We start from the raw sequence: 26,088 nt of genomic DNA, 5'->3' as shown, positions 1-26,088 counted from the left end.
TGTCGCTCATGTTTCTGGGTCAAAAAAGCTTTATGATGTGATATTACCACGAACTGTTACTATTTTGGAGATGTCTAATGTTTAATCTCACAGCGCGAGGCTAAAGCTTCAACAGCGTGGAGGAGTTGAGTTGGAGTCCAATTTGCAGTCAACCCACTGGCGATCGCACACGCTCCCGCACCGACACCTTCCTTAACATAGCCGCGATCGTAAGCTTGCAGTTGCGCGTAGCGAGATCCAGCAAAACTTAGCTGCGCCGCCAACAGAGGTACACCGCCGATCTCATTAGCGAGTCCTACAGTGTCTCCTGTAGGGTCTTCGGCCACCCAGCGCGTAGTCCCCACCGCAACTTGTTTGGGACGCCATACTAGAGCATATTCACGGGCTAAGGCTTGCATCAAAGCGTACACTGCCAGCATTTGTGTACCCCCAGCCAGAAGCACCCCGCAAGTCTGACTCGCGGCGATCGCCATTGCCGCCACAGCTATTTGCATCGGATCGCCCACTGCCGCTACCAATTCCAGGGGAGTGCTGTTTTGTCCGCCAATTTCCCACTCAGCATTATTGAGTCCCGCTGTCACCGCAGCCAATTTTTGAGCGTGATTGCAGCGAGGATGAGAACTATTAACTTTGCCCGCCGCTGCAATACCCAAACCCATTAACACGCCCAAAGCAGTAGTCGTTCCCCCAACTACGCACTCCCCTAAAATTAAATAGCTGCCATTAGTTTGAGCAGCCAATTTTGCTCCCCAAATTAATCCTTGTTCGAGCAAATGTTTGACTGTTTCTAGTTCTAAAGCATTCCCCGAAATCAGACACTTTGCCGGAGTGCCGCCTAAGTCAATTGCAGGTACGGGAGGTGGGAGGGGCAAACCAGGATTAAATAGGTAAAGCGGAAGTTCTAAAGCTTCGACTACAGCGCGAGATATCAGTACCGGCGAGGCACCCGCTTCTAGGGGCGGCAAAGGATATTGGGGCGACGGTTGGGGGCCGTTATACAAAAATTCTGCATCAGCCAAACAAGTAAATTGTCGATCGTGCGGAGTTGCTCCTGCTGCTGAAATCCCCGGAATTAAGCCCGTAGCGGTAAATCCTAACACGCAGGCAAATATCGGTTTTCGTCCCCGATAGCGATCGAGCCATCGCTGCCCCTGTTCAATTTCTGTATAAATACCAATCATAGTTAGTCATTAGTTATTAGTCATCAGTTATCCGTCAACAGTCAACAGTCAACAGTCAACAATTCCCAATAACTACTCTTCATAATCGATCAAAACTTGCACCCAGCTTGGTGGCCGCGGAATTGGATTTCCCAAACGATCTAATAGCAGCAAAGCTACTAAATGCACTACAAATAAATAAACAATATTGTTAACCAAAATCATCCCGGCGGCGATCGCCCCAATTGTGTTCAAACTCGGTACATTAAGCCAGCCCAGCTTCACAAACACCCATTCCACCATCTCTGTTACCTGGGCGGTTACGTAAACCCATAAATCTTGACCCACCAACGCTGACAGCAGCCAAAACCGAAAAAAGAAGCCTACAGTACCAATTACTGCACCCACACTAACAGAGAGTGACCAACTCGCTTTGCGCCTCCAAAGTCCTCCCAGCGCAACTCCCATAATTCCAAAAGGCATCACGTATAAAATGCTCCGCGTCGGGCCCATCAGTACCGACAGCAGCAAACCCGATACCAAAGCTGCCATCCAAGCTGCTCGGTTGCCCCAGCGCAAGTAAACCAGGGCGATGGGTATCGGAAAAAAAACCCGCAGCAAAGGCCCCAGCGGAAAGTAATAATTTACCAGCCAAATTAAGCTAGCGGTACTTGCCAAAAAAGCCGTTTCTACCAGCCTTAAAGGTGCTTCCCCAGAGACGCGCTTCCCCAGATCGGGATTTGTACGATCGCCCGCCATGGCTGCAATATCAGCGGTTTGCGACTCGTTATTTGTACTGGGTGAACTACCCGAATTAGACGCAGCATCTGCTGACAAAAAATCACTCATCCGATTTTAGATTTTAGATTTTAGATTTTAGATTTTACGGGACTTGCGCCCCATGCGGCTGATTCCCGATTTTCCGATTTTAGATTTTAGATTTTAGATTTTAGATTTTACGGGGCTTGCGCCCCATACGGCTGATTCCCGGTTGCACTGTTTGGATGCCTCGCCGCCAAATTTAATATTGCTCCCAGAAACCGGGTTTAGGTAGGAACGCAAGTCTTATTTTAGATGGGTTTTCTCAGCCTAAATTTTCAGCAGCATTATTTTTCAATTTTGGCTTCCTGGATTACCAAAACCGAACAAGATGCGTGGTGAACAACATAATTGCTGACGCTGCCGAGGAAAGCTTCTGTAAACCCCGTGCGGCCACGCCTCCCCAACACTATTAAATCTGCGCCCCAAGTTTCGGCGGATTTACAGATACAATGCCCCGGATCGCCGTCCATTTTGCAGTCAAATTCCACCTGCAATCCTTGTTTTGCTGCGGCGTCGCAGTAATTTTTCAGCAAACCCGAAGCCTGTTTTTCCTCCCTTTCGAGTCGCAAACGTTGAGCTTGATAAGCTTGATCCATTAACTCGACATTCATGCCCAAATCTACCGGAATTGGCACTGCCGTCTCCCCCATGGTGCTGACAGTAACGCAGTTAAATAGCATTACCTGGGCGCGATCGTTCAGAGCTAATTCTAAAGCTTGAGTGAAGACCCGGTGGCCTAGTTCAGAATCATCTAAGGCGGCGAAAATTTTCTTAAAACTCACAGCTTTACCTCCTGCGGGAAATCATTCATATCCGTTAGTTAACAGAGATTGCTTTTGAATCTAATTCAAATTAGCAATCTCTGATACTTCTAGACTAACAGACGCTCTAAGGCGTGCAGGTCGGGAATGCACAAAACGTCACGTTCGCGCTGAATAGTTCCTTTTTTTTCCAGCTTGCTCAGCACTCGCGTTACTGTTTCGCGGGCCAGCCCGCTGAGGCTGCTTAATTCTCTGTGTGGCAGGTTCGGTATTTCTGTACCTCCTGTTTCCAGGATTTTTTTGCCTTGCCCCTCTGCCAAAAATAAGAGAATATCTGCTACTCGCGAGGTACTGTCGGACTCTCGCAAACGCAGGCGGCGGTTGACTTGTCGCAGGCGACGGGCCATCAGTTGAGCTAGCCGAATGCCTGCTAACGGCTCGGTATGAATAAGCTGCACAAAATCCTGAGATGGCATATTGCCGATCAGTGTCGGGGCTAGGGTGATCACATCTGTCGATCGCGGTGCTTCTTCGATCGCGGCCATTTCCCCGAATAATTCTCCTTTGCCTAAAATATTCAGTGTTACTTCTTTTCCGTCTAGGTTGTAGGTGCGAATTTTCACCCAACCATCCAATATAAAATACACTGATGTTCCCCAGTCATTTTCGAGTAAAATCACTTGATTTGACGGATGACTGCGGGTAACGATGTGGACAGTTGCTCTCTCGATTACAGGATCGGGTAATCCTGCAAAAAAAGGAGTAGAAACTATCAATTGATTTATATTAGAATTCGGATCTCGGGTGTTAAAGCGGTCTTCCATGAGGCCATCATTTTAATTTATGCGCTTGAGCTGCGCTGGGCAGTTAGAAATAGCTTGCAGCCGAGTCATTCGATTTGAGATTCAAGATTTGAGAAACAATGATCTAAAATCAAGGATCTAAAATCGGCAATTTTACCTCTAAAGTTTTGCGGTCAAAGGCTCAATATGGGAATTAATAGCCTCAAGCTCTGATTGGGAGCTAGAAACTAAAGAATATACCATAATTTTTTAGATATATACCACTGAGCAAATTTTATTAACAAAATTTTAGCAATGTGGCAAACGACTGAGCCGATCGAATTACCTTTGAAAGCACTTCGCGAAGACAAGCTTAACACTGCTGAGAGATTTGTTGTCACTCTTGCCCTGCTGTCGAGAAGGCAGAATCCACGAGTACAAGCCTGCAAGCACGGTAGACAGATCCCAAATCCAAACTGCCTAGAACCTGGCCAATGTCAGCACGAGGGGCAAAATCCACAGCCATTGCGAGCCTAAAGACAGGCGCTCTTGGCGAGCGAAATCCACCCACTTCCCAGCCAACTTTTCTGCTACCCCAAGATTATTGTACCATTAGTATCTAGCCATGAATACAGATAATAGGCTATAATTAAAGGTTACTCAAATCCAGCATACGGGGACAATTCCGAATATCGGTATCCCAAATCGCAAATTGTTTGAGGTTTTTTCCAAGTCGGTGAAAAATGAACAGACACTGACGCACCACCATGCTAATGAAACTCGCGGTGACATTGTGTGGCCCGCCGTTCAAGCAGGTGAAGGCAACAGTTCGTCTGGATCGCAGCTCTTACGAGCAGAATCAGCCTCCGGGCAGGGAAACTCGCCCCTGAGTCGCAGAATTTGAAAGCACTTGGAATTGATAGAAGCGGGCATTTGGTGGGGGAGTACCGACTAACCTATCATAGGCAATAGAAGCGCTCCGAAGGCAAAAGGTTAATTAACAGTTGTCAGAAAATATTAGTGAATAATTGACCGAAAGCATCCAGGATAGAAGCCCCCGGATTCATCCGTCCAGAAATAAAAAACCTGTATCCGATAAAGGAACCCCCGAATTTATCCGTGCGGTCAATGCTTAAATCTAAAATCTAAAATCTAAAATCTAAAATCGATTGACGGACTCGCATTCAGATTATTCTATCTATTGGCATCGCTGCCGCCTGACTTCAGTCTTTTGTCGGTAAAGTTTCTCCCAAGCCGCATTCCCAGAGGTTCCGCCCTTGAATTCTCAGAAGTATAAAATTCAAGCACTGATTGCTGAGATAGACGAGGTACTCAGCAAGCCCGCACCCCGATTGCCTTGGACGGGTTCTCTTGATACTGTCCACCAGCGCCAACTTTTAGAGCGAGTTCGCGCTTATCTGGTTTCCTCAGACTCAAAGCTAACGGCCCCAAAGGCCCCCACCCGCCCAAATGTCCGCCCGCAACCAGTTCCAGTACCCAAAGTGCCTCTGCCCGCCCCTGGCCCCTCAGCAGCAGAGCAAATCATGCTTGCCGTAACCGGAGAAATCAGCAACCTGCGTTCCAACCTGACAGGGCCGCTCCAAGAAGACATAGAAGCTTTGCGGCAAGAGCAGCAAGCTCTAATTCAAGAAATCAAACAGCTAGAAGCAAAACGGCAGCAGCAACAATCCCTAGCTCAGCAACAAGCCAACCAACAGCAAATTATTGCTGAATTCTTGCAGGTACTGACTGGTCGCTTAGAAGAAACCTTGGCTAGCGATTTCTCCCAAATTCTCAGTTCCCTAGAAAATCAGTTATTGCAAAGCATCTCAGCACCATACTCTTTGGGCAGTGCGCCTGATGAACAATCGGCTATTGACGTAACACTTAACCGACAAACCTCAGAAGAACACCCGCTGCTGACGCCGGGTCAGAGGTTGGAGCAAATGCAACTTTTCCAATCTCATGCTGACAGTCTGCTGATGAGTCTCGATTCTAGGATGGCTATCGTGTTCGAGGCTTTGCAAGCAAATCTGCAAAGCTATCAAGCTTCCTTGAGACAAGAACTCGAAAATATGTACGGTTTGAGCCAGCAGAGCGAGGCGATGTTCGCGGCTTTGGTCAACCACTTAGCTGCACAGTTGGGGCGAGAAGCTTCATCTTACGTTCAACAGCCGATCGATTTAGCAAATAATCTCGAAACCGTCACCCCAACAGCAGCCGATCAATCTCCTGTCGCTCCAGCCCCTTCAAATACTGCGATCGAACACTCAGCTGCAGAGAGTCAGCCAGGAGACTCGGTGCAGGAAATTCGCACCGGCGAATTCGGAGAACAAGACAGATTTCCCTACGCCGGTACAGAAATTTCTCCGCAATTCAGACAGTTGAGGCGCGATCGCGACCGCATTCAATCCCCAGGTTTGCTCCCGGAGTTGGAAGATAATTTGTTGGGTTCTACCGCAGAAAAATCTCGAAATGCAACTCGGTTTACTGGCGGTGAATCGGAGAATAGGTTAACAGAAACCGAAGAAGAGATTGAGGATTTGTATGCAAGTTTGTTTGCGGGAGAAGCGGTTCCTGAAGTAGAATTAGAAATCGAAAGTTTCCCGATAGAAAATAATGTAATTGAGACCAAAAGTGAAGGTGTAGAATATCAAGCTGCGACGGATCAGGAAAGTGCCGGATCGCTAAAAATGACGGAAGATTTGTTTATAAATCTGCTGGATGAAGGCGAATCTCTGGAAGAGAGTTTAGTAGATGAAGATTCAGACTTTGTAATGGGGAATTCTGTAGAGTCTCTAACTTTAGATAGTGCAGATTTATTTGAACCGCAAGTGGCAACAGTACCTCAAGTTTCAGAAGCACCACCCTCAACCGCTGAGGTGCAACTTGACGGGGACGATCGAGAAAATCTAGAAACGGGTCAAAACCAAGGCGAGCAGTTCGGCGCTACAGTCCCTCAATCACCAGCTTTGCCGTTGAGAACGCCTGGAGAAATTAGCCCTCACCGACCCAGCGCTACCCCCGCTGTGCCAAGTGCCGGTGACGTTCAAACTGGCGAGTTCGACTCATCCTCGCAGCGGCTCGATGATGGGTACATCCAAGCTTCGCCGGATGAGGATTTGCTGCCGGTCGAGGCATTAGAAGATGACCTCGATCGAGCTCTCAATTTGGACAACAATACTCTGGAACTTTTGGAGGCAGACCTCTACAATCTGGAGGGATTGGAAAATACTAGCTTCGGGCGATCGAATTTTTTAGTCGCTAACAGCTTGGATTTATCGGCGAGTTCCCCCGAAGGCATTGCAAACAATCCCTTTGCGGAGGCGGCAGAGGAAGAACTCGGCACGCTGGAGGAGTTGTTCTCCGATGTGTTGGAACTCTCCTCTGATGATGAACCCTTTGTTTTGGAAGACGAACTTGAGGATGATTTGTTTGCTGAGGAAGACGAATCGAATTTGACGCTAGACGAGATTTTGGCTAGTTTGACCGAGACCGATCGACCTTCGAGTGATTCTCCCCCTCCAGAAACTGCCGAAATCAACGAACTGCGATCGAGTCCTCCAGAAAGTCAAAAAAAAAACCTAATTTCGACAGAGAGTAAAGCAGCAGTTGTTGAGGGGAAAACTGATTTTAGCGAGTTTGCCGGAACACAGCAGCAAGACTCGGCTGGGCATTCTGCAGCAGGTGCGATCGCCCCATCCCCAGAACGCCGGAATTCTAGCTGGTATTTGGGGATTGATTTCGGTTCCAGCGGCCTGTCTGCGGCTTTGCTCGATCGCACCAGCGGGCAGTTGCACCCAATTTACTGGGAAGCATCGCAGGCTGAGGTTTTGGCAGCAGAGGCCAGTTGTCGGATTCCCTCGGCTGCGGTGCTGGCGAACACAGCCCCAGGAAGCCCAGGGTCAGAGGTGACAGTCAAGTCGGTGGGATTCCGACCCCAGGCTTTGGCGGCAGGAGAATTTTTACTGGAAAATTTTAAATTGCCTTTAAAGGTGGGCATTCCTTCTCAGCGGGAGGCTGCTGGGATGTACGAACCGCTGTTGCAGTGGTCGCCCTTGCAGGCTTTTTCGATCGCCTTGCCGCTGCAAAGTGTGCGGGCACTGCTGGCTACTTTGAATCCGAGTTTGCGGGGACAAAAATTTGCCGAATCAGGGGAAATTTTGGATTCTGCGCCAAGGACGAATTTTGCAGGATTGCCAGTTTCTAATTTAATTTGTAGGGCTTCGGGACTGACGCCAGAAACTCTCGATGCGGCGCTTTTAGACTTGCAGGGTGTAATTTTGGGGACTCCGGCCGGCTGGTCGGATGTTTATATGTTTAATCTGCGCGAGGCGGTTTTGGGCGCGTCTCTGGTAGCTTCTGGTTCGCAAATTTTTGTGGTGGAAGATGCGATCGCCACTTTGCTTGCTGCTGTAACTCCTGTGAAAAATGGCATGGAAGTCGAGTCGTCAGCCGTGGATTCTGCTAAGAGCGGTGAAGAAGCTGCACCGCTGACTGTGAATGCTTCGTCTTTTAGCGGGGGAACTTTGATTTTGAATGCGGGGGCGGCGACGGTGGAATTAGCTTTAGTTGAGTTGCCGTCCAATCTTCAAGATTTAACTCGTGCTGATTTTACTTGCCAGAGTTTTGGTTTTGCTGGCGATGCTTTTGATCAGGATATTATCTGTCAGTTGTTGGCTAAAAATGAAACTTGGGGAATGTCGATCGATTTGCCACGTCCAGGCCATCCAGATTTGCCGAGTCGCTATCAATTGCAGCAGCGGTTACAAGGTTCTGCTTTTGGTTTGCAATTGTTAGAGGCGGCAAGGCAAATAAAAGTTACTTTGCAACATCAAAAAAGTTTTGCTTTGGATATTGGTCAGCAGCATTGGGATGTGAAGCGCAAAGATTTGGAAAGTCTGGTTTTAGTACCTTTTGTGCAGCAGTTGAACCGCGAATTGAATGCTTTGCTCAGTCGCGCGGGAATGTCGCCGGCGGGGATCAATCAGGCGATTTGTGCCGGGGGTATGGGTGCTTGGCCTGCGATCGCCCGCTGGTTGCGCCAGAAGCTGCCGAATGCGATCGTGGTTCAAGACCAGGAATTGCAGGGCGATCGAGATATTTTTGAGATTGACAATTCTGCATTAAATTCTGTATCTCAAAGTACAAATTTTCCCCAAAAATTTGGTCGAGTCGCCTGCGGGTTAGCGAGTTTGGCTCTCTATCCTCACATTTTGGATGTGTCGCAGCAGCAGTACAGCGACTTTTTTCTGCTGTGGGAATTAATGCAGGTTTTGGGCCAGGAAACTCTGAGCTTTCAAGAAATTTTGCAGTTGTTGGAACGGCAGGGCGTGAATACCCGCACCTGCGAACCCCGGATTTTGCGGATTTTGGAAGGAAATTTGCCGGCGGGACTTGTGCCTGCGGAGGAAGATTTCATGCTGTTGGCCGAGGAGTCAAGGCAAAATCCCGATTGGGAAGTAATTTTGGCCGAGCCACTTTTCTTTGAAGATGTCTCACGGGGTTATCGTTTGAATATCGAACACGCCTCTGTTGTTCGCGAATATTTAGGCAAACTCGCCTCTAGCAGCCAGCAAAAATTGTTAGAGCCGCTAACACTTGCTTGGGATGTTCGCACCGATATTTATCGCTAAACGGCAAAAAACCCGGTTTCTCAGTAGAATCCTCCCTGTCTTCCGGGAAGAGTCCTAGTCGAAACCAGGTTTTTTTGCGTCCAGGACTAACTTTTTTCTGTAAATTTACGTGAATTTACAGAAAATTTATACGTTTTTATAAAAAGTACATAGAAACTTTATAAAAGGGTTATTGTTTTTTAAAGATTGTGCAAAGCTCAGCATTTCAGGTTCTGCAGATTTGGGATGGCTAATAAGATGGAAGTAAGAGATCGTTAAAGTTGAGAGAAATCATATGAAATTTCCGATGGGTGCCTCGTCGAAATCATCATTATCAGAAATGCTGTCCTTATTTTTTCAAGTATTTACTTACAAAGTCTGTGTATCAAAACAACAGCATCATCGATCCGTAACGAGCAAGGTAAAACGGTCGATCGATATTTTGGGCTCGCTGCTGGGACTGGCAATTGCTGCAGTGGTGGCGGTGCCGGTGGCAGTGGCGATGCTGTTGGACGATCGGGGCCCGCTGCTGTACAGTCAAGTCCGCTGCAGCTTCCAAGGGCGACATTTCAGAATGTGGAAATTTCGATCGATGGTTGTCGATGCAGAAAAGCTCAAACATTTAGTTAGCAACCAAGCCAAGGGTCACATTTTTAAGAATGAAAATGACCCGCGAATTACCCGCGTCGGCCGCTTCTTGCGGTGCACGAGTTTGGATGAGTTGCCTCAATTCTGGAACGTGTTAGTCGGTGACATGAGTTTGGTGGGAACTCGACCGCCCACTCCTGATGAAGTTGCTGCCTATGACGATTTTCACTGGCAACGTTTAAATGTAAAACCCGGGCTGACTGGGGAGTGGCAAGTCCACGGACGGTCTGGAGTTAAAGACTTTAACGATATTGTGCAGATGGATCTCGCCTATCAGGGCAAGTGGTCTGTTGTCTACGACATCACTCTGATTTGCAAAACAATTGGGGTGGTGTTCAGTAAAAACGGTGCGTGTTAATAGACTTGCTGTTTTGGGTTGTTTTTGGATTTTAAGTTTTAGGAAAAAATAGGGGATGAAATAGTAGTAAATAAATTAAATATATGTTAATAGAATTAGCGATTGGTGACGCTTACGGTGCTGGTTTTGAATTTGTTGACCAGCAGACGATCGCAATGTACAACAATCTCAACGGCTACATCCAGCATCCCCGTCACGATATCCGGCCTGGATGTTACACGGACGATACGCAGATGAGTTTAGCCGTCGCAGAAGCTATCGTCAGCCGAGAACCTTGGACGCCGGAACTTTTAGCCAGCAAATTTGTTGCAGCTTTTCACCGCGATCGGCGATTTGGTTATGCTGGCAAATTTTACAATTTTTTACTACAAGTTCAAGACGGAAAAGAATTCTTAGAAAAAATTCACTCTGCTAGCGATAAAAGCGGATCTGCGATGCGAGCAGGCCCCATTGGCATTTTTCCTACTATTGAAAAAGTCATCGAAAATGCTACCATTCAAGCTGCAATTACTCACAACAGTCCTGATGGCATTAAAGCAGCTATAGCTGCCGCTTTGATGTCTCATTATTTTATTTATCAGCTAGGTTTAAAGAAGAATTTGGGAAATTTTTTAGAACAGCACGTCCCTGGTGAGTGGTCGATACCTTGGCAAGGACAAGTCAGCGTTAAAGGTTTGGTCTGTGTTAGAGCAGCTATTACTGCTGTCATGCGAAATGATAGTATGAGCAAACTGCTCCTAGATTGCATTGCCTTTTCGGGAGATGTCGATACCGTAGCCACTATTGCTTTAGCTGCTGGTTCCTGTAGCAGTGAAATTGCCCAAGACCTGCCAGAAAATCTGGTACAAGGATTAGAAAATCAATCTTACGGCCGAGACTATATCATAGAACTGGATCGAGAGTTAATGAATTGTGCGATCGACTTCTGATTTCTTCCTGATATCTTTTACATCCGTTAAATCCCGATACACTGCGCGTTGCCGAACTTCTTGCTATTATGAATTTGCCTAATTTGATTACGTTTTCTCGCTTACTGGGAGTGCCTTTTCTGCTCTACGGTTTGTACGACCCAAGCGCGCAAAGCCGCTGGATTTGCACCGCAATTTTTGTGGTAGCTGCGGCTACTGATTGGCTGGACGGCTATTTGGCTAGGAAACTGAATCAAATTACCGATTTGGGTAAGTTTCTCGATCCTTTGGTGGATAAATTGTTGGTTCTCGCGCCGCTTTTAGTGTTGATTGAGTTGGGGAAAATCCCGGCTTGGGGAGTGTTTTTGATTTTTGGTCGGGAGTTGACAATTGCGGGGTGGCGTGTTAATAAAACTACGATTTCGGGAGCTAATATTTGGGGGAAGTTGAAGACGGTGAGTCAGATTGTGGCGATCGCACTTTTAATTGCTCCTCTTTCCGATGCGTGGAACTTTCCCGCCTTAATTGCTTTTTGGGTTTCTGTGGCTCTAACTTTGATTTCGGGTGCTATTTATCTGTGGCCGGAAAAGACTGCTGAGGAGAAGTAAGTCGGTTTTTAAACCGCAGATGAGGGCAGATTAACGCGGATTAACGCAGATAAAAACTTCGATGAATTTGTAGGGACACGGCATTGCCGTGTCCTAGCCGTAGCTTAATAATGACTCCCTGATTTCCGGTAATGCACCGCTGTCACGCCGTCATTATTGAGCAAATGACCGTTTTCAATCGCCGCGTAAACTACCCAGTGATCGCCGCATTCCATCCGACTTATCACTTGGCATTCCAGATAAGCTAGAGCATCAGTCAAAACCGGACAGCCGTTGCTAGCTTCCATTGTTTCGACTCCGGCAAATCTGTCTTCTCCGGGAGCAAAGTTTTTCATGAAATACTTCCGCAACTGTCGCCCTTCGGCTAAGATATTCAGCACAAATTTATCTCCGGCGTACATCAAAGCTTCGATCGATCGATCTTTCGCCACCGCAATCGTCACACCGGGCGGATTAAAGGTTGCTTGCGACACCCACGAAGCCAGCATCGCACTGGCGACTTCTCCCCGCTTCGCCGAGAGTACGCACAGCGAACCAACCAATCTCCCTACTGCTTGTTCAGTGCGATCGCTCCCCGCTGCTAACTGCGGTTTCGGTGCCCGCAATTTTTGCGATCGAATCAAAGCTTGAGCAAAATCCGTTCCCGCTTCTTTGCACTCGTGAATCGTCGCCGCCGTCGGCTTAAATTTGGCTCGAATCGGCTCAAATCCAATTCGATAGCCAGCATCTTTCAGCTTGTTTTCCACTAAGTCGATCGCCTCTCCACTCCAGCCAAAAGAACCGAAAACCCCCGCTAATTTGCTCTTAGTTGCTGTAGATAAAACTATTCCCAAAGCAGTTTGAATTTGCGTCGGAGCGTGTCCTGCTAGCGTGGGAGTTCCGATGATAAACCCCGCGCATTTTTCGATCGCCTCTTTAATTTCTCCCGGTTCCGCAAATTCGCAGTTGATACTTTCCACCGCAACGCCGGCTTTAGTAATTCCTTTGGCGATCGCCTGCGCTAAAGTAGCCGTATTTCCGTAAGCTGAAGCATAAATCAAAGCAACTGTCAAGTCTTTTGAATTTTGTTGCTGGCTCCATTCCCGATACAAATTGCTCAGTTCATTCAGGCCGTAACGGACGATCGGGCCGTGACCGGGAGCATAAAATGCTGTTGGTAAATCGGCTAATTTATCCATTGCGGCCAGCACTTGTTTGGCCTGAGATGCGTGCAGAGAATCGTAATAATAGCGCCGATCTTCGCTGTAAACGCTCCAGCCTTCATCGAATACTTGGTCGCCGCAAACGTGAGCTCCAAATAGTTTGTCAGTGAACACGATTCGAGTGTGCGGATCGTAGGTGCAAAGTTCATCAGGCCAGCGAGGAGTCGGAGTCGCGATGAATTTTAAGGCGTGACCTTTTCCTAAATTGAGAGTTTCTTCTCCCCGAACAATCATAATGTTTAATTCTTGGTCTGGGAAAGCGGCTCGCAAACTAATGGCCGCTGGATTCGTGCAAACCAAAGCTACTTCAGGAGCTAATTCTAACAGAGCTTTAATCGTAGTTGCTCTGTTAGCATTGAAATGCCCCAAAATTATGTAATCCAGCTTGGTCAAGTCCACCCGTTGCTGCAAAAATTCCAGGTAATTTTCAGTAAAAGATTCCCCCGGCGGGTCGAACAAAGCAGTTTTGTCAGCTTGAATAATATAGCTGTTGGCTGTCGTACCCTTTTGCAGCGAATACTCGACTTCAAATTTGAGCCGATCCCAAGTGCGCGATCGCACAATAAAAGTATCGAGTGCGATCGGGATAAACTGCACGTCGCGGGGTTTGGCATCAGATGCGAGTCTAGGAGTCAAAGTGTTAGTCATTAATTGCACCTATGAGAAACTGAACTACAGAACTTCTTTTGATTTCGTGCCAAAACTTGGTATCTACAATGTCAAACCTTGCACCTCGATCCTGTAAATTGGTATCCAGGTCAATCAGAAATTCCCTGGTTGTCAAATCATCCCCAATTTGGATAAAGCTCACTCCAATTTCTTCATCTTTATCTATCGTATTGGCCGCACTTACAAGAATTTCGGCAACAGCAGCAGTATTTTCTGGTTTTTGATCTAGGACTGCAACAATTATTGCTCCGTTCTTCCCTTTGGCATTTGGTTTGCTTGCGAAATAATCACTAAAAGTTGCTTTCAGAGCTTCTTCCAAATTAATTGCAGTCGGGTTTTCTGAATCCGGTTCCGTATTTTGTCGCTGCAAAATTTGAGCTAACCGGGCAACATTTGAATTTTTATACTTCCACATAGGAGTAGAAGCTTCGTAAAGGGTGATGCCGTCGCTGTCAAATTCCTGACATTTTTTTGCTAAGTCGATCAGAGATGCCTGTGCTTCTACCCAATCCTCGTACCAAGGATGGTGAGGGTCTCTGCTGGCATCGCTTCTGGCAATAATAATTGTGTAATCTCGGTCTTCTAAAAGATTGGCAGGCATTGGCAATTCCTAAAAGTGAAAATGGAAATACAAAAGGTAAGAAAAGGCTTATGGCGCACCGTAAGTTTAGCTGCAGGTAAGGTTCGCCATAAGCACCCTACGTTGAGAGTTTTTGCGTAGGTAAGGTGCCACATAAGCACCCGAATTTCCTTCCTAATAGTGATTTCCCACTTTGCGGTGGTGAACTGCCGGCAGTGCATCGGGATTGGAGACGCGACCGTTATCGACGATCGCATATACGATATGATGATCCGAAAGTTCCATCCGGCTGACTACTTCGCATTCCATGTACGCCAAAGCATCTGTCAAAATCGGAGAACCGTTGGTTGCTGGTTGAGTTTTAACTCCGGCAAATCGATCTGCACCCGGAGCAAAACGCTTTAAAAAGTGCCTCATCAAGGTTTGATAATTGCCTTCTTCCAGCACGTTGAGAACAAATTTATCTCCCGCGTGCATCATCGATTCGATCGCCCGATCCTTCGCAACTGCTATTGTTAAACCTAGCGGTTTAAAGCTAGCTTGAGTTACCCAAGAAGCCAGCATCGCACCGCTAACATCGCCTTTTTGGGCGGTGATGATGTACAGTCCGCCGCTGATTCGTCCCAAAGCTTTATCAAGGTCGCTGTCGAGGGATTTCATCTGTTTGACAGCCTTGTCCCGCGTCAGCCACTGTCCCAAGTCGGTGCCTGCTTCGTCGCAAAGTTGATAACTAGCTTCTGTCGGTGATTCTTTAATTAAAATGTTGGGAAATGCTTCTTTTAAACCCAACTCTTTGAACTTGTTTCGCAGCGGGTAAATCGATGCGTCATCGCCACCGCCGGATTCGCACAAACCGAAAGATTGTTTGTTGTTAGCCGCAACTAAAATTGTGTTGATAGCAGCTTCGGCATTCGCAGCAGCCGTACCACTACTCGGCGGCGAACAAATCACGATACCGGCGGCGGTACCAACAAGTTCGCGGACTTCTTGCAAGTCGGCGATTCTCAAATCCATCATTTCCACAGCGACACCGGTTTTGGTGATACCGTGGGCGATCGCCTGGCTGAGTCGATCGCTAAATCCGTAATCGGAAGTGTAAAATACCGCTACAGTGGTTTCTGCCTTAGCTTGCGCTTGGCTCCACTTTTTGTAGCGCCCGGTGAGTTCAACTACGTTGTGTCGCAGCAAGGGGCCGTGACCGGTCGCAACTGTACTGATTTCTCCCAACTCTGCCATCCGCTTCATGGCACTGAGTACCGATCGAGCATTGGGAGCCATCAAACACTCATAATAAAAATGGTAATCTTCCTCAACTGCTGCTAAATCGTCATCGAAGGTGCTGTCGGAACAGTAGTGCATCCCGAAAGCGTCGCAGGTAAACAGCACTTGAGTTTTGCTGTCGTAGCTGAAAATAGTATCGGGCCAGTGCAAGTTCGGCGCCGATACGAATTCGATAATGTGGCCGTTTCCTAAATCTAGTTTGTCCCCGTTTTTGACTACCAATCGCTCAAATGGTTGGTGTACAAGGTTTTCTAAAAATTGAATTGCTACTTTCGCCCCCACAACAATTGCTTGGGGTGCCAGCGCCAGCACGTCTTTGACTAAACCGCTGTGGTCTGGCTCGGTGTGGCTGATAATTAAATAGTCAATCTCTTTGGGGTCAATTTCGCCCGTCAGAGTTTCCATGTATTGCTGGCGAAACTTCTCGTGCGACGTATCGACGAGGGCTGTTTTTTCACCGCGAATAATGAATGAGTTGTAAGTTGTACCGTTTTTGAGTCCGAATTCGATGTCAAAGCGGTCTCTCTCCCAGTCCAGGCATCGAATTGCCGTTGTATCAGGGGCAATTTCGACTTTTTCCACCGTCAATCTGCGTTGGACTCGTTCAGTCAGCGCTACCATCAGTGCCTCCTTGTCTTTTACCCATTACCTTATTGTTTCCATTCTGACACGTTTCTTTTGTAAATCTTTATCAAATTTCCTATCACTCAGTTAAGCATCCCAAAAGTGATATCTATCTATTGACAAAAAGCTAATATGTGTGGTAATGAAACCAAGTTTTATCGGTTTGGCGATCGAGGTACTGAGTTTTGCATGGAAATTGCGATCGAGGAGTCAATTAGTTAGTAGCAACTTAAAAGCTGTAAAAAATGTGCAGTAAGACGATCGAATAAAAAAATCCCAAATCCACAGGGCAAAATCGATTAAGTGAAGTAAAGCTATGTCTGAAAGTCCCTTTGATAAAACTAACTTGAGTTGGCAAATAGGAAAGTCGCAACAGCGATTGCAGGAGTGGTAGGAACTAAAAGCTACCCAAAATATACCGAATGTCAAATTGCCATCTTGGTGTGATTCCCCCATCTTGGGGACGATCGCTAAACCCAGCTTTCGGTTAATCTTAGCATTGCTCGCAGTCTGGGCAAGTTGGCACATTTGGCAACTGTTACGTTTTTATATTCATAATTTCAAAAATAGGAATCCAACAACTGATGGCAGTGCGAAACAAACAATTAACGATTTGTCGGTAGCATAGTGGTTGTTGCGATCGCAAAAATTGCAGCAACAAGGCAAATACCGCCAAGCTTGCCACTGTCTTTACATGGCTTTGTTACAGCGGTTAAATGATGCGGGAACCGTAGTTTACCAACCCAGCCGCACTGATGGCGAATATTTGCAATTAATCCAGCAATTACCCCAGCCAGTGCCTTACGAAACTTTGATAAGAATACATCAACAACTATATTTTAGGAATAGGAGAGCTGACCCCTCAACCTTTGAACAGTGTCAGCAAGCTTATCAACAAATTAATGATTAAGTAGGTAAGCGCAAAAAAAATATCCAGCCGATAATTTTAGCATCGCTTCTACTAACAATAATTACCACAAAAAAAGAATCTAAAAAACCCCAAGTTGATAGCCAATTGCCATCTAATTATTTCCATACACAAGAGTCCAAGGTCGTACTCGAATAACGGGCGTAGCATCTAAGAGTACGACCTTGAAAGGGTGCTATCAGACCGGACTAGCAAATGGGTTGAAAGTGACGAAACTAGCACCAGCAATGGGATTCGGGTCGAGGCAGCCCACAATCAGCCCTGTAGGTGAATCCCATTAGCTGTCGGTGCCAGCGACTGTCACACAGCGAAAATTTTACCTGCGTACCTCGCTTTCTTGAAAAAAGCTGTAGTGAGGAATCAGACTGATAAAAAGCATTTAACTACTTGCGAGACATATTAGTAGAGCAAGGATTTCTCGCCCTACTAACAGCCTTAAAGCAAAGTAATTGTAGTGGATCCCGGAATGCCGACATTCGCACCTGGGCCAAAGCTTAAACCCACATTACCACCAGTCAAACCTGGAGTATTGGTAATCGTCAGACTAACGCTAGTTTGACCGGGATTAAAGTTAACCGTGCCTCCAGTAAAATCCCTGAATGGATTAATGGTGTAGTCTATGAAGTTAAAAGGTTGACCAGGACCAGTAGGAGGAGCAATCAAATAGTCCACCGAAGCCGAAACCGAAGTATTGCCAGTCCGATTAATTGTAAAAGTTCCAGACTGACCATCAGCAACAGAACCAGGAGACGAACCGTAAGAGAACACAGTCGGAGCCACAAAAGTAGGATCGATAATGCTCAAAACTGCTACTGACGGACTAGCCAAACTGCCACCAGCCAAGAACAAATTCACCGTTTCAGTAGGCTCCCCCGTGATATTGTCAAATAAAGTTTGAATCGGAACTTGTGCGCTAGTTTGTCCGGCTGCAAAAAAGACCCCTTGAGTCACACTGTTGTAATCCGCTGGAGAACTAGCACTACCGTCACCCGTGCTGAACAAAATCGCACTCGCTGCCGTAACGTTGCCACTGCGATTGATGGTAATCGGCGCAGTGCTGCCCTCGTTGACGCTGTAATTAGCCGCACTGAAGAAATACGTGATTGGCGCCGGAGTTGTCGCCGGAGTTGGGGTCGGAGTTGGGGTCGGCGTCGGCGTCGTCCCAGTTGTCGCCACATCATTAATCGTCAAAATTGACGGATTACTGGCGACATTGCCACCGAAGAGCACCAAATTCACCGTTTCCGGCGATTCCAATGTCAAATCACTCAAAGCCGTCACGGTGAAACTAGCGGTAGTTTGCCCCGCAGCAAAATTCAACACCCCCGCCGACGTTCCAGTGTAATCCGGTGCACTGCCTGTTGAACTTGCCGAACCGTCAAGAGTAGAGTAGTTAATCGATGCAGCCGCCGTGCCACCGGTGCGAGTAACGTTAATCGTCGCCACGCCGCCTTCAGCCACAGTGTAATTTGGTTGGGCGAACTGGAAGATACTTGGAGACGTAGGCGTCGGCGTCGGAGTTGGCGTCGTCCCAGTTGGTGGCACATCATTAATCGTCAAAATTGACGGATTACTGGCGACATTGCCACCGAAGAGCACCAAATTCACCGTTTCCGGCGATTCCAATGTCAAATCACTCAAAGCCGTCACGGTGAAACTAGCGGTAGTTTGCCCCGCAGCAAAATTCAACACCCCCGCCGACGTTCCAGTGTAATCCGGTGCACTGCCTGTTGAACTTGCCGAACCGTCAAGAGTAGAGTAGTTAATCGATGCAGCCGCCGTGCCACCGGTGCGAGTAACGTTAATCGTCGCCACGCCGCCTTCAGCCACAGTGTAATTTGGCTGGGCGAACTGGAAGAGACTTGGAGATGTCGGCGTCGGCGTCGGAGTTGTCCCCGGAGTCGGCGGCACATCATTAATCGTCAAAATTGACGGATTACTGGCGACATTGCCACCGAAGAGCACCAAATTCACCGTTTCCGGCGATTCCAATGTCAAATCACTCAAAGCCGTCACGGTGAAACTAGCGGTAGTTTGCCCCGCAGCAAAATTCAACACCCCCGCCGACGTTCCAGTGTAATCCGGTGCACTGCCTGTTGAACTTGCCGAACCGTCAAGAGTAGAGTAGTTAATCGATGCAGCCGCCGTGCCACCGGTGCGAGTAACGTTAATCGTCGCCACGCCACCTTCAGCCACCGTGTAATTTGGTTGGGCGAACTGAAAGAGACTTGGAGATGTCGGCGTCGGCGTCGGCGTCGGAGTTGGCGTCGGCGTCGGCGTCGGCGTCGGCGTCACATCAATGCCTTGATATTGAATACTCCGCACTAGGTAGTCGGAACTATCGCTTTTGGGGGAGGTGCCGAGGTAGGCAGCGGTGGGGTTCGCGTAGGCTGTGGCGGAAAACCGCAGTTCGTCAAAAGCAACGCTAGTGGAATTTGCTTGTATCTGGAATGTGAAATTGCCATCGGCACGATCGCCAGTGACAGTCACTCCATTTGAAGACACACCGATCGGTTTTGGAGCGCTCGGAGCGCTGAGGCGAGTAATCGTAAAATTGGTAGCCGGTACTAAAGCCCCATTATTAAAGAGTTGCAGCGAACCAACTTCATCGCCTTGATCGTTCACTGTAGTAGAACTTGATTTGGGAAATAATCCACTGAGGTCGATCGTGGCGCTAGTGATATCTTTATTATCTGCCCATCTCACCTTCAGCACCTGAGATAGATTGGTGTTGGGGTCAAAGTTGATTTCCGACCGATCTTTAGTGGCGTCGGTAAACCAACCACTATAAGAGCCGTAGACACCAATACCAGCGGGACTGCCGTAGCTCAACCCGCTTTTAGGGGTTTCGTTCGTTGCTAACGTGAGGTTGCTGATGGGAATAGGGTTAGTGTAGTTCGTTTCAAAGCCATCAAAAGCTATCCCAGACAGTTGGATGCCTTGATCCTGGGCGGCAGTCGGCCATTGTTTAATTAGGTCACTGATGCTGCTGTAATTAGTGGTTGTACCCAAAGAACCAGTGAATGAAGTAGCCATAGATTCTCCTTTGATGATGAGTAATTAAGGATTAGAAGTGACTGAAAACCAGAGGTTGGGCTTTCTTGTAGCGATTTGTCACTGCAAGAAAAATTGCCTCATACGTGCAGGTAAATCAAGTAAAAATGCTTGCCCAATCAGCATCTGAAGGTATTATTGCCCCCGATTAAATATTGAGTGTAAATAATTACACCTATTTAGACCTATTTACATAGGGATGTTTAACTTTCATCATCAATAGGTTTTATCCGGAAAAATTGCGATATTTTTTTCAGCCCTATAAAAAGCGGGTTTTACACATCTGTAGAGGAGAGCTTAAATCCCAAATTCCGAGCCGCCCAAGAGGCCGCGTTTACTGCTTCAGCGGACAAAAGTGAATCAGCAAAGACTATTATGAGTAAAAATACTCAGGATTTTATATATCTACGCATAACCCTGTTGGGAATTTCTAAAAATTGAGGTTCGGGCGTAAGTTAAATCTGATTCTATTAAAAATGCGATGGTAAAAAACCAAGTTTATTGTGGAAGTGAATCAGCAGAAACTTTTATGAGTAAAAACACTCAGGATTTTATATGTCTACGCATAACCCTGTTGGGAATTCCTAAAAATTGAGGTTCGGGCGTAAGTTAAATCTGATTCTATTAAAACAATAGTCCGGACAGTTTTTATATGGCCCAATGGCTTATTCTCTAAGACTTCGCAGCCCCTGTGGATAATTAAATCAATGTCAGCTCCACCCCTGACTTACATTTAATTCGACTTTATTTATGATCCTTGCCCCGCGTAAGCGTGTAGTCTCGTTCCCAAAACTGTCCGGAGTAATGTTAAAAGTGCGATGGTAAAAAACCAAGTGTATTAGTGATCCGTAATGTGATTTACGATCGCCCTCAAGATGTCAAATGGGTTCTCTACTACTGCCAGAGTGACAAAACAGGGTTAATCTGACTAAAGCAAGAATTATGCACTTACCCTCCTCTGATTTGTCAGGGGCAACTCTACAATAAACTCAGTTCCTTCGCCAGCCTGACTGACGCAACTCAGCTTGCCACCGTGAGCTTGAACAATTACCTGATAGCACACTGAAAGTCCTAAACCCGTACCTTTACCCACGGGTTTAGTAGTAAAAAATGGGTCAAAAATCTTGTCTTGAATTTCTGCAGGAATGCCAGTTCCCGTGTCGCGGACAGAGATTGTTACCCAGTCCGGCTCGCTTTGCCAACTACGAATAGTTAATTCCCCCGGTTTGCTCGTTGACTGAAGCGCATCTAAAGCATTGTCAATCAAATTATAAAATACTTGGTTAATTTGACTCGCATGACATTGGACGGGCGGCAAACTGCCGTATTGCTTGTCTATTTTGATATGAGTTTTTAGCTTATTTTGCAGCATCAAGAAACTGCTTTCTAAACCTTCATTCAAATCTACTGGTTTTAATTCAGCGTGGTCTAAACGAGAAAAATTTCGCAGCGTCATCACGATTGAGCGAATCCTCCCGCTGCCTTCCCGCATTGAATTGAGCAGTTTACCAAAGTCTTCTCGAATGTAATCGAGTTCTAGTTCTTCATTGATTCTGACAATTGCTTCCGCTGCTTCCGGGCAGGCATTTCCGGCTTGTTCTAGAGCTTCGTTCAAGGCTTTAAAATATTCTTGAGCGTGAAACAAGTTAGCGTGGATGAAATTGTTGGCGTTGTTAATTTCATGAGCAATGCCCGCCACCATTTGCCCCAAACCTGACATTTTTTCGCTTTGAATCAATTGCTGCTGCGCCGATCGCAATTCTTCTAGTGCAGCCTGCAACTGCTGGGTTTGAGCTTGAGATTTTACCGCCGCATCTTGGACTTGGCTGTAAAGTTCTGCTTGCTGAATGGCGATCGCCATTTGGTTGGCTATCTGGGAGAGCAACTCCATTTCTTGCCGCTGCCAATTGCGGGTATCCCGGCACTCGTGAGCAATCAGCAAACCCCACAGCCTACCGGGAAACTTAGGATTATAGCTTCCGGCTGTGTCCGGGGTATTTTCTTCAGTTCTGGATGTAACAATCGGCACAATCAGATTAGCTTTAACCTGCAAACTATTTAAGAAATCGACATGACAAGGCTCTAAACCAGCATTAAAAATATCATTAATTGCTTTGACTCGCCCTTGCTGGTAAAGATCGGCGTAATCTCCCCGGAAACACTTATCAGCCCCCATATCTCCTAAAATTGAAGGCCAAGGAATCACCATATCTTCAACCACAACTTTTCCTTGCCAGTTGTCTTGAAACTGATAGATGATTACTCGATCGCACTGCAACATTTGGCGGACTTCTCTCACCGCTGTTTGTAAAATAGTTTCCAGATCGAGGGTACTGCGAATTTGGTTGCCGATCAGCCGTAGCAGCGATTCTCGTTCGGCTTGGCGCCGGGTTTTGCTATAGAGTTTGGCTTGATTGATCGCGATCGCCAATTGCGATCCAACCCCTTCTAAAAGCTGCCTTTCCCAATCAGTCCATTCCCGTTCGCGATCGCACTGATGCAAGCCAATTATGCCATTCACTTCACCTTGATAGCGAGTAGCTACTGCCAGCATTGACTTAATCTCCAAAGCTTCGGCAATTTTTCGGGTTTGTGGGTTCAATCCCGGAAAATCGAGAAACTTCGTCACTGCTAGGGAATCTTGTTGAGACACGACTGCAGCTAAATGCGGGTTGTCAGTCATCGGTACTTTCATTCCCAGTTGGATCGGATAGTCCCCCGCGTTGTACTCTCCGCGCGTAACTAAAATTTTTTCTGTATTTGATTCTTTGACTAAAATGCTCACGCGACTGCACTGTAATGCTTGCCCCAGCAATCTGCAGGCCGATGTCAAAATTTCTTCTATGTCAAGTGTACTGCGAATTTCGTTATTAATTTGGTTCAGCAAGTTTGATAACTGAACTTGCTGCTGCATCTGCACTATTAGGGCTTTTTGTTGGTCTACTTCCGGCAGCGAAAGACTTTCTTCCTGCCTCCAGTTTTCAGATTCAGGCAACCGCGAAGTTACTCTTTGCCAGGGGTTTTCGTGCTCTTGTATTTTTAAAGACATATTTACTCAGGAGTTGTACAGTATTTTGATTGAGTCTGGTTTTTTAAACCTATGCTTACCCCGCCAACAGCCCCATCGCAGCTACCAGGACTTTGGAATATCTTAAGACATTATAAAGGATGCCGCCTGAGCAAAGCAATTATTTGCTTTACAAATATTTATATTTAGCAAGTATGCCCTCTGCAGCCGACAATACTAATTGGCGCGTGGCATGGAACTTGGTCAGATGTCAAATAGAGTTAACCGCCCGTTTAAGCGAATAAAATTAATCTAAAATCTATCTTTAGTTCAATGTTTGCGCCGGATCGATCAATATGGAAAATTCAATTCCCGACAATTTCCGTTCGCCAGCAAGCACCGACAACATTACTTCTGGATTGACAGGTAAAGCCCAGATTAAAATAGCTTTGGCGATCGGCAATTCCCGGCTGCACTGGGGATTATTTGTGGGCAAAACCCTGGAGAAAACATGGGATACACAGCATCTAAATACTGATGCGGTTTCCCGGCTCTCGGAGGAGGAAAAAGCCGAATATTTGGTGCAAATAGTAATGAGGTCGATCGAGGAAATATCTTCTCAAAATCTCCTTTGTCTTCCTGCTACTACCGCTTTTTCTAATCCTCGCACACTTTCTTTAGTGCCGCTGCCTCTAATTTTGGCTTCAGTAGTTACCCAGCAAACAGCAATTTGGCAGAGTTATCCTGATGTCCGAATTATTACTTTAGACCAGTTGCCGATCAGGGGACTCTATCCTACCCTGGGAATTGACAGAGCTTTGGCTGTACTGGGCGCTGGCCACCAATTGGATTGGCCAGTTTTACTTATAGATGCTGGTACAGCTTTAACATTTACTGGGGCTGATGTCAATAGGTATTTAGTTGGGGGCGCAATCTTACCAGGTTTGGGTTTGCAGTTATCGTCGCTATCTAAAAAAACTTCTGCATTACCTTTAATCACTTTACCACAAAATCTGCCATACCGCTGGGCGAAAGACACTGCTGGGGCAATTCAAAGCGGAGTTGTGTATGCGACGGTGGCAGGAGTTAGGGATTTTATTGAAGATTGGCGGTGTTTGTTTCCTGATAGCAAAATTGCGGTCACGGGGGGCGATCGCACTATGCTTTTAAAATACCTCACCGCAGCCTTTCCTGATACAGCCGCAGGCTTAATTGACGCACCAGAGGCTATTTTTTGGGGAATTAGCCTGTTAACTGTTGACTGTTGACTGTTGTCAGTTGACTGTTGTCATTTTATCCATTCGCAATTCCCAATTCCCAATTCCCAATAATTACCAATTCCCAATTCACCTAGCAAACTCGCGAATATAGTTGGCCACAACATCCGGGACTTCCTGCGGCAAATTGCTTTCCCCCGGACTGACCAATTGCAGTTCGGCATTAGGAGCCAGAGCAGCATAGGATTGACACAGAGACGAAGCTGCGGGAGTATCTTCAGAACCTTGCAACAGCAAAACAGGCACTTTTAGCAAAGACAAATTCTCATCAACTAATTCCGCTGTAATTTCCGCCCGCCGGCGCCCGAACAGCAACTGCACGGCAACAGGGGACTCCATCAACTGCTGTCTGAACTTTAGCAATCCGTCAATCTTTTTTTTGCTACCCAGCAACTTAGCAATTGGATAGATTGATCGTAGCAACCACAAAGCCAGCGGTGGTTGGCCCATTAGCCAGCTAGCCGTCTGCCACCGCCCCCGCCGGTTGCCAACCTTGACGCCTTCTGGGGCCAACAACACCAAACCCTGAACTCGATCGGGATATTTGATAGCGTAGCTGGTGGCCACCCAGCCGCCCACAGAGTGAGCGATTAAATAAACCTGTCGCAACTTCAAAGTATCGAGGTATTGGGCGAGACATTCTACTTCCAAGTCGATCGAATAATGAAGATTTGGGCGTTCCGAGTCGCCAAACCCCAGCAAATCCGGTGCGAAGCAGTGGTAGTAGGGGCTCAAATGTTCGATCGTCCTCAGCCACTGACTGCTGTCGTGCCAAGAACCGTGCAAAAATACTAAATTCGGGCCTTGACCGACTTCGTGCCAGAAGATTTGCCCTACAGAGAGTTTGACCCGAGAATTGCGTAGCGGTGAGTACATCCGGTTAAATATTTAGTAATAAAAAGATGATTAATTTAATGTTCAGAGTTTGTGAATAAAAGTAGGAAAACAGTGAAAATTAATTCCACATTTATATACAGAAAATTTTTGACGGCGAGGTAATTTCCGACTTTGATCAAATTTGGATGCCTCGCCGATTTACGCCAAAGTTGTCAGGCCTTGAAAATAGTCCTGTAAGTGTTGGTTGTTATCGTGGCTGAGCGCGCCCTCCGGCAGCGATGCGGGCAAAAAAGCCTCAACCTCGCTGACTTCAAGCGTATCCTGAACTTGCATTTTTCCCTCTACCTCTGCTGCCACCACGATACAAATCGAGTGCAAGCGAGGGTCTCTATCGGCTGCCGAATAAACACCCACCAAGCGACGGATTTTAACTAAATCGAGTCCTGTTTCCTCCGCTAATTCCCGGCGCACAGTTGTGGGAATATCCTCTCCCCAATCCACCATACCTCCCGGCAGTGCCCAGCGACCGTTGTCGCGGCGGCGAATTAACACAATTCGCCCGTCAGGCAATACGGGAATCACCGCAGTACCAGTGACGGGATGTCGAAAAATCAGTCCCAGCACAGTTTGTACAATTTGCCACAATCGACGCATAAACTCAAAAGCTTGTTTAGGGGAAAGTAATTTCAGGTTTCTTAGCTGGCAGCTCAAAAGTCTTAATTTTTAATTTTTCATTCAGGCGAGAGGTCTGGCAAGTCTGCTAATATCTCGGCTGCGTGAGTTTCTGGTTTGACTTTCCGATAAACCTTTTCAATCCTACCATCAGGGTCGATCGCGAAGGTCGATCGAGTAATTCCCATAAATTCTTTTCCCATAAATTTTTTGAGTCCGTACATTGGTGACAAGTTAAGACTGTAAGTCTTTTGTCAAGAGGCTTTTAGAGAATTGTTGAAAAAAAACTGGTCAG

Annotated in this window: 18 protein-coding genes and 1 pseudogene; 7 read left to right on the top strand and 12 right to left on the bottom strand. The window is 46.8% G+C overall.

Going from position 1 to position 26,088, the window contains the following annotated elements; all coding sequences use genetic code 11:
• Positions 1 to 74 precede the first annotated feature (74 nt).
• The 4 genes from cobT to QUA03_RS22895 form a co-directional block, all read right to left on the bottom strand.
• Positions 75 to 1,181, bottom strand: coding sequence for a nicotinate mononucleotide-dependent phosphoribosyltransferase CobT (cobT, locus tag QUA03_RS22910; RefSeq protein ID WP_333215246.1), 1,107 nt, complete (start codon positions 1,179 to 1,181; stop codon positions 75 to 77).
• Between the two features lie 72 nt (positions 1,182 to 1,253).
• The gene (locus QUA03_RS22905; RefSeq protein WP_333215244.1) at positions 1,254 to 2,009 is read right to left on the bottom strand and encodes a DUF2232 domain-containing protein; all 756 of its coding nucleotides are present in this window, start codon (positions 2,007 to 2,009) and stop codon (positions 1,254 to 1,256) included.
• Between the two features lie 257 nt (positions 2,010 to 2,266).
• Positions 2,267 to 2,764: a universal stress protein gene (locus QUA03_RS22900; protein WP_333215242.1), complete on the bottom strand. Its 498-nt coding sequence runs from the start codon at positions 2,762 to 2,764 to the stop codon at positions 2,267 to 2,269.
• Positions 2,765 to 2,853: 89 nt separating this feature from the next.
• Positions 2,854 to 3,567 carry a Crp/Fnr family transcriptional regulator gene (locus tag QUA03_RS22895; RefSeq protein WP_190663937.1) on the bottom strand — a complete coding sequence of 238 codons (714 nt, stop codon included), beginning with the start codon at positions 3,565 to 3,567 and terminating at the stop codon, positions 2,854 to 2,856.
• Positions 3,568 to 4,292: 725 nt separating this feature from the next.
• Between QUA03_RS22895 and QUA03_RS22890 the strand changes: the two genes are divergently transcribed.
• The 5 genes from QUA03_RS22890 (at position 4,293) to pgsA (ending at position 11,662) form a co-directional block, all read left to right on the top strand.
• A complete protein-coding gene (locus QUA03_RS22890) occupies positions 4,293 to 4,415 on the top strand; it encodes a hypothetical protein (RefSeq protein WP_333215240.1) in 123 nt (40 codons plus the stop codon).
• Positions 4,416 to 4,802: 387 nt separating this feature from the next.
• Positions 4,803 to 9,161, top strand: coding sequence for a hypothetical protein (locus tag QUA03_RS22885; RefSeq protein WP_333215238.1), 4,359 nt, complete (start codon positions 4,803 to 4,805; stop codon positions 9,159 to 9,161).
• A 274-nt stretch (positions 9,162 to 9,435) separates the two neighbouring features.
• Positions 9,436 to 10,146 carry a sugar transferase gene (locus QUA03_RS22880; RefSeq protein ID WP_333215236.1) on the top strand — a complete coding sequence of 237 codons (711 nt, stop codon included), beginning with the start codon at positions 9,436 to 9,438 and terminating at the stop codon, positions 10,144 to 10,146.
• Between the two features lie 83 nt (positions 10,147 to 10,229).
• Positions 10,230 to 11,075: an ADP-ribosylglycohydrolase family protein gene (locus QUA03_RS22875; RefSeq protein ID WP_333215234.1), complete on the top strand. Its 846-nt coding sequence runs from the start codon at positions 10,230 to 10,232 to the stop codon at positions 11,073 to 11,075.
• A 68-nt stretch (positions 11,076 to 11,143) separates the two neighbouring features.
• On the top strand, positions 11,144 to 11,662 hold the full coding sequence (pgsA, locus tag QUA03_RS22870) for a CDP-diacylglycerol--glycerol-3-phosphate 3-phosphatidyltransferase (protein ID WP_333215232.1): 519 nt from the start codon (positions 11,144 to 11,146) through the stop codon (positions 11,660 to 11,662).
• Between the two features lie 104 nt (positions 11,663 to 11,766).
• Here pgsA and QUA03_RS22865 read toward each other — a convergent pair whose 3' ends face one another.
• From QUA03_RS22865 to QUA03_RS22855, 3 genes are all read right to left on the bottom strand, one after another.
• On the bottom strand, positions 11,767 to 13,512 hold the full coding sequence (locus QUA03_RS22865) for a diflavin flavoprotein (RefSeq protein WP_333215230.1): 1,746 nt from the start codon (positions 13,510 to 13,512) through the stop codon (positions 11,767 to 11,769).
• A complete protein-coding gene (locus tag QUA03_RS22860; RefSeq protein ID WP_333215228.1) occupies positions 13,505 to 14,134 on the bottom strand; it encodes a hypothetical protein in 630 nt (209 codons plus the stop codon). Before QUA03_RS22860 ends, QUA03_RS22865 begins: the two co-directional genes overlap by 8 nt.
• A gap of 153 nt (positions 14,135 to 14,287) precedes the next feature.
• The gene (locus tag QUA03_RS22855; protein WP_333215226.1) at positions 14,288 to 16,015 is read right to left on the bottom strand and encodes a diflavin flavoprotein; all 1,728 of its coding nucleotides are present in this window, start codon (positions 16,013 to 16,015) and stop codon (positions 14,288 to 14,290) included.
• 634 nt (positions 16,016 to 16,649) lie between these two features.
• On the opposite strand from QUA03_RS22855, the gene QUA03_RS22850 reads away from it, so the two are divergent.
• Positions 16,650 to 16,928 carry a DUF4129 domain-containing protein gene (locus tag QUA03_RS22850; RefSeq protein ID WP_333215224.1) on the top strand — a complete coding sequence of 93 codons (279 nt, stop codon included), beginning with the start codon at positions 16,650 to 16,652 and terminating at the stop codon, positions 16,926 to 16,928.
• Between the two features lie 453 nt (positions 16,929 to 17,381).
• On the opposite strand, the gene QUA03_RS22845 is transcribed toward QUA03_RS22850, so the two are convergent.
• Positions 17,382 to 19,982 carry a Calx-beta domain-containing protein gene (locus QUA03_RS22845; RefSeq protein ID WP_333215222.1) on the bottom strand — a complete coding sequence of 867 codons (2,601 nt, stop codon included), beginning with the start codon at positions 19,980 to 19,982 and terminating at the stop codon, positions 17,382 to 17,384.
• A 958-nt stretch (positions 19,983 to 20,940) separates the two neighbouring features.
• Entirely contained in the window at positions 20,941 to 23,049 is a 2,109-nt protein-coding gene (locus tag QUA03_RS22840; protein ID WP_333215220.1) for a GAF domain-containing protein, read from the bottom strand.
• 314 nt (positions 23,050 to 23,363) lie between these two features.
• Between QUA03_RS22840 and QUA03_RS22835 the strand changes: the two genes are divergently transcribed.
• Entirely contained in the window at positions 23,364 to 24,275 is a 912-nt protein-coding gene (locus QUA03_RS22835; RefSeq protein WP_333215216.1) for a pantothenate kinase, read from the top strand.
• A 78-nt stretch (positions 24,276 to 24,353) separates the two neighbouring features.
• Here QUA03_RS22835 and QUA03_RS22830 read toward each other — a convergent pair whose 3' ends face one another.
• The 3 genes and pseudogenes from QUA03_RS22830 to QUA03_RS22820 form a co-directional block, all read right to left on the bottom strand.
• Entirely contained in the window at positions 24,354 to 25,160 is an 807-nt protein-coding gene (locus tag QUA03_RS22830; protein ID WP_333215214.1) for an alpha/beta hydrolase, read from the bottom strand.
• A 159-nt stretch (positions 25,161 to 25,319) separates the two neighbouring features.
• Complete coding sequence (locus tag QUA03_RS22825) at positions 25,320 to 25,775, bottom strand: NUDIX hydrolase (RefSeq protein ID WP_333215212.1); 456 nt, start codon at positions 25,773 to 25,775, stop codon at positions 25,320 to 25,322.
• A 77-nt stretch (positions 25,776 to 25,852) separates the two neighbouring features.
• Positions 25,853 to 26,014: pseudogene (locus tag QUA03_RS22820) on the bottom strand (peroxiredoxin); the annotation flags it as partial.
• Positions 26,015 to 26,088 lie beyond the last annotated feature (74 nt).

This window comes from Microcoleus sp. S36b_A4 (assembly GCF_036700645.1).
In the GTDB taxonomy this organism is placed as follows: domain Bacteria; phylum Cyanobacteriota; class Cyanobacteriia; order Cyanobacteriales; family Microcoleaceae; genus Microcoleus.
The sequence above is the reverse complement of the archived record's forward strand: the minus strand, read 5'-3'. Positions and strand labels throughout refer to the sequence as shown.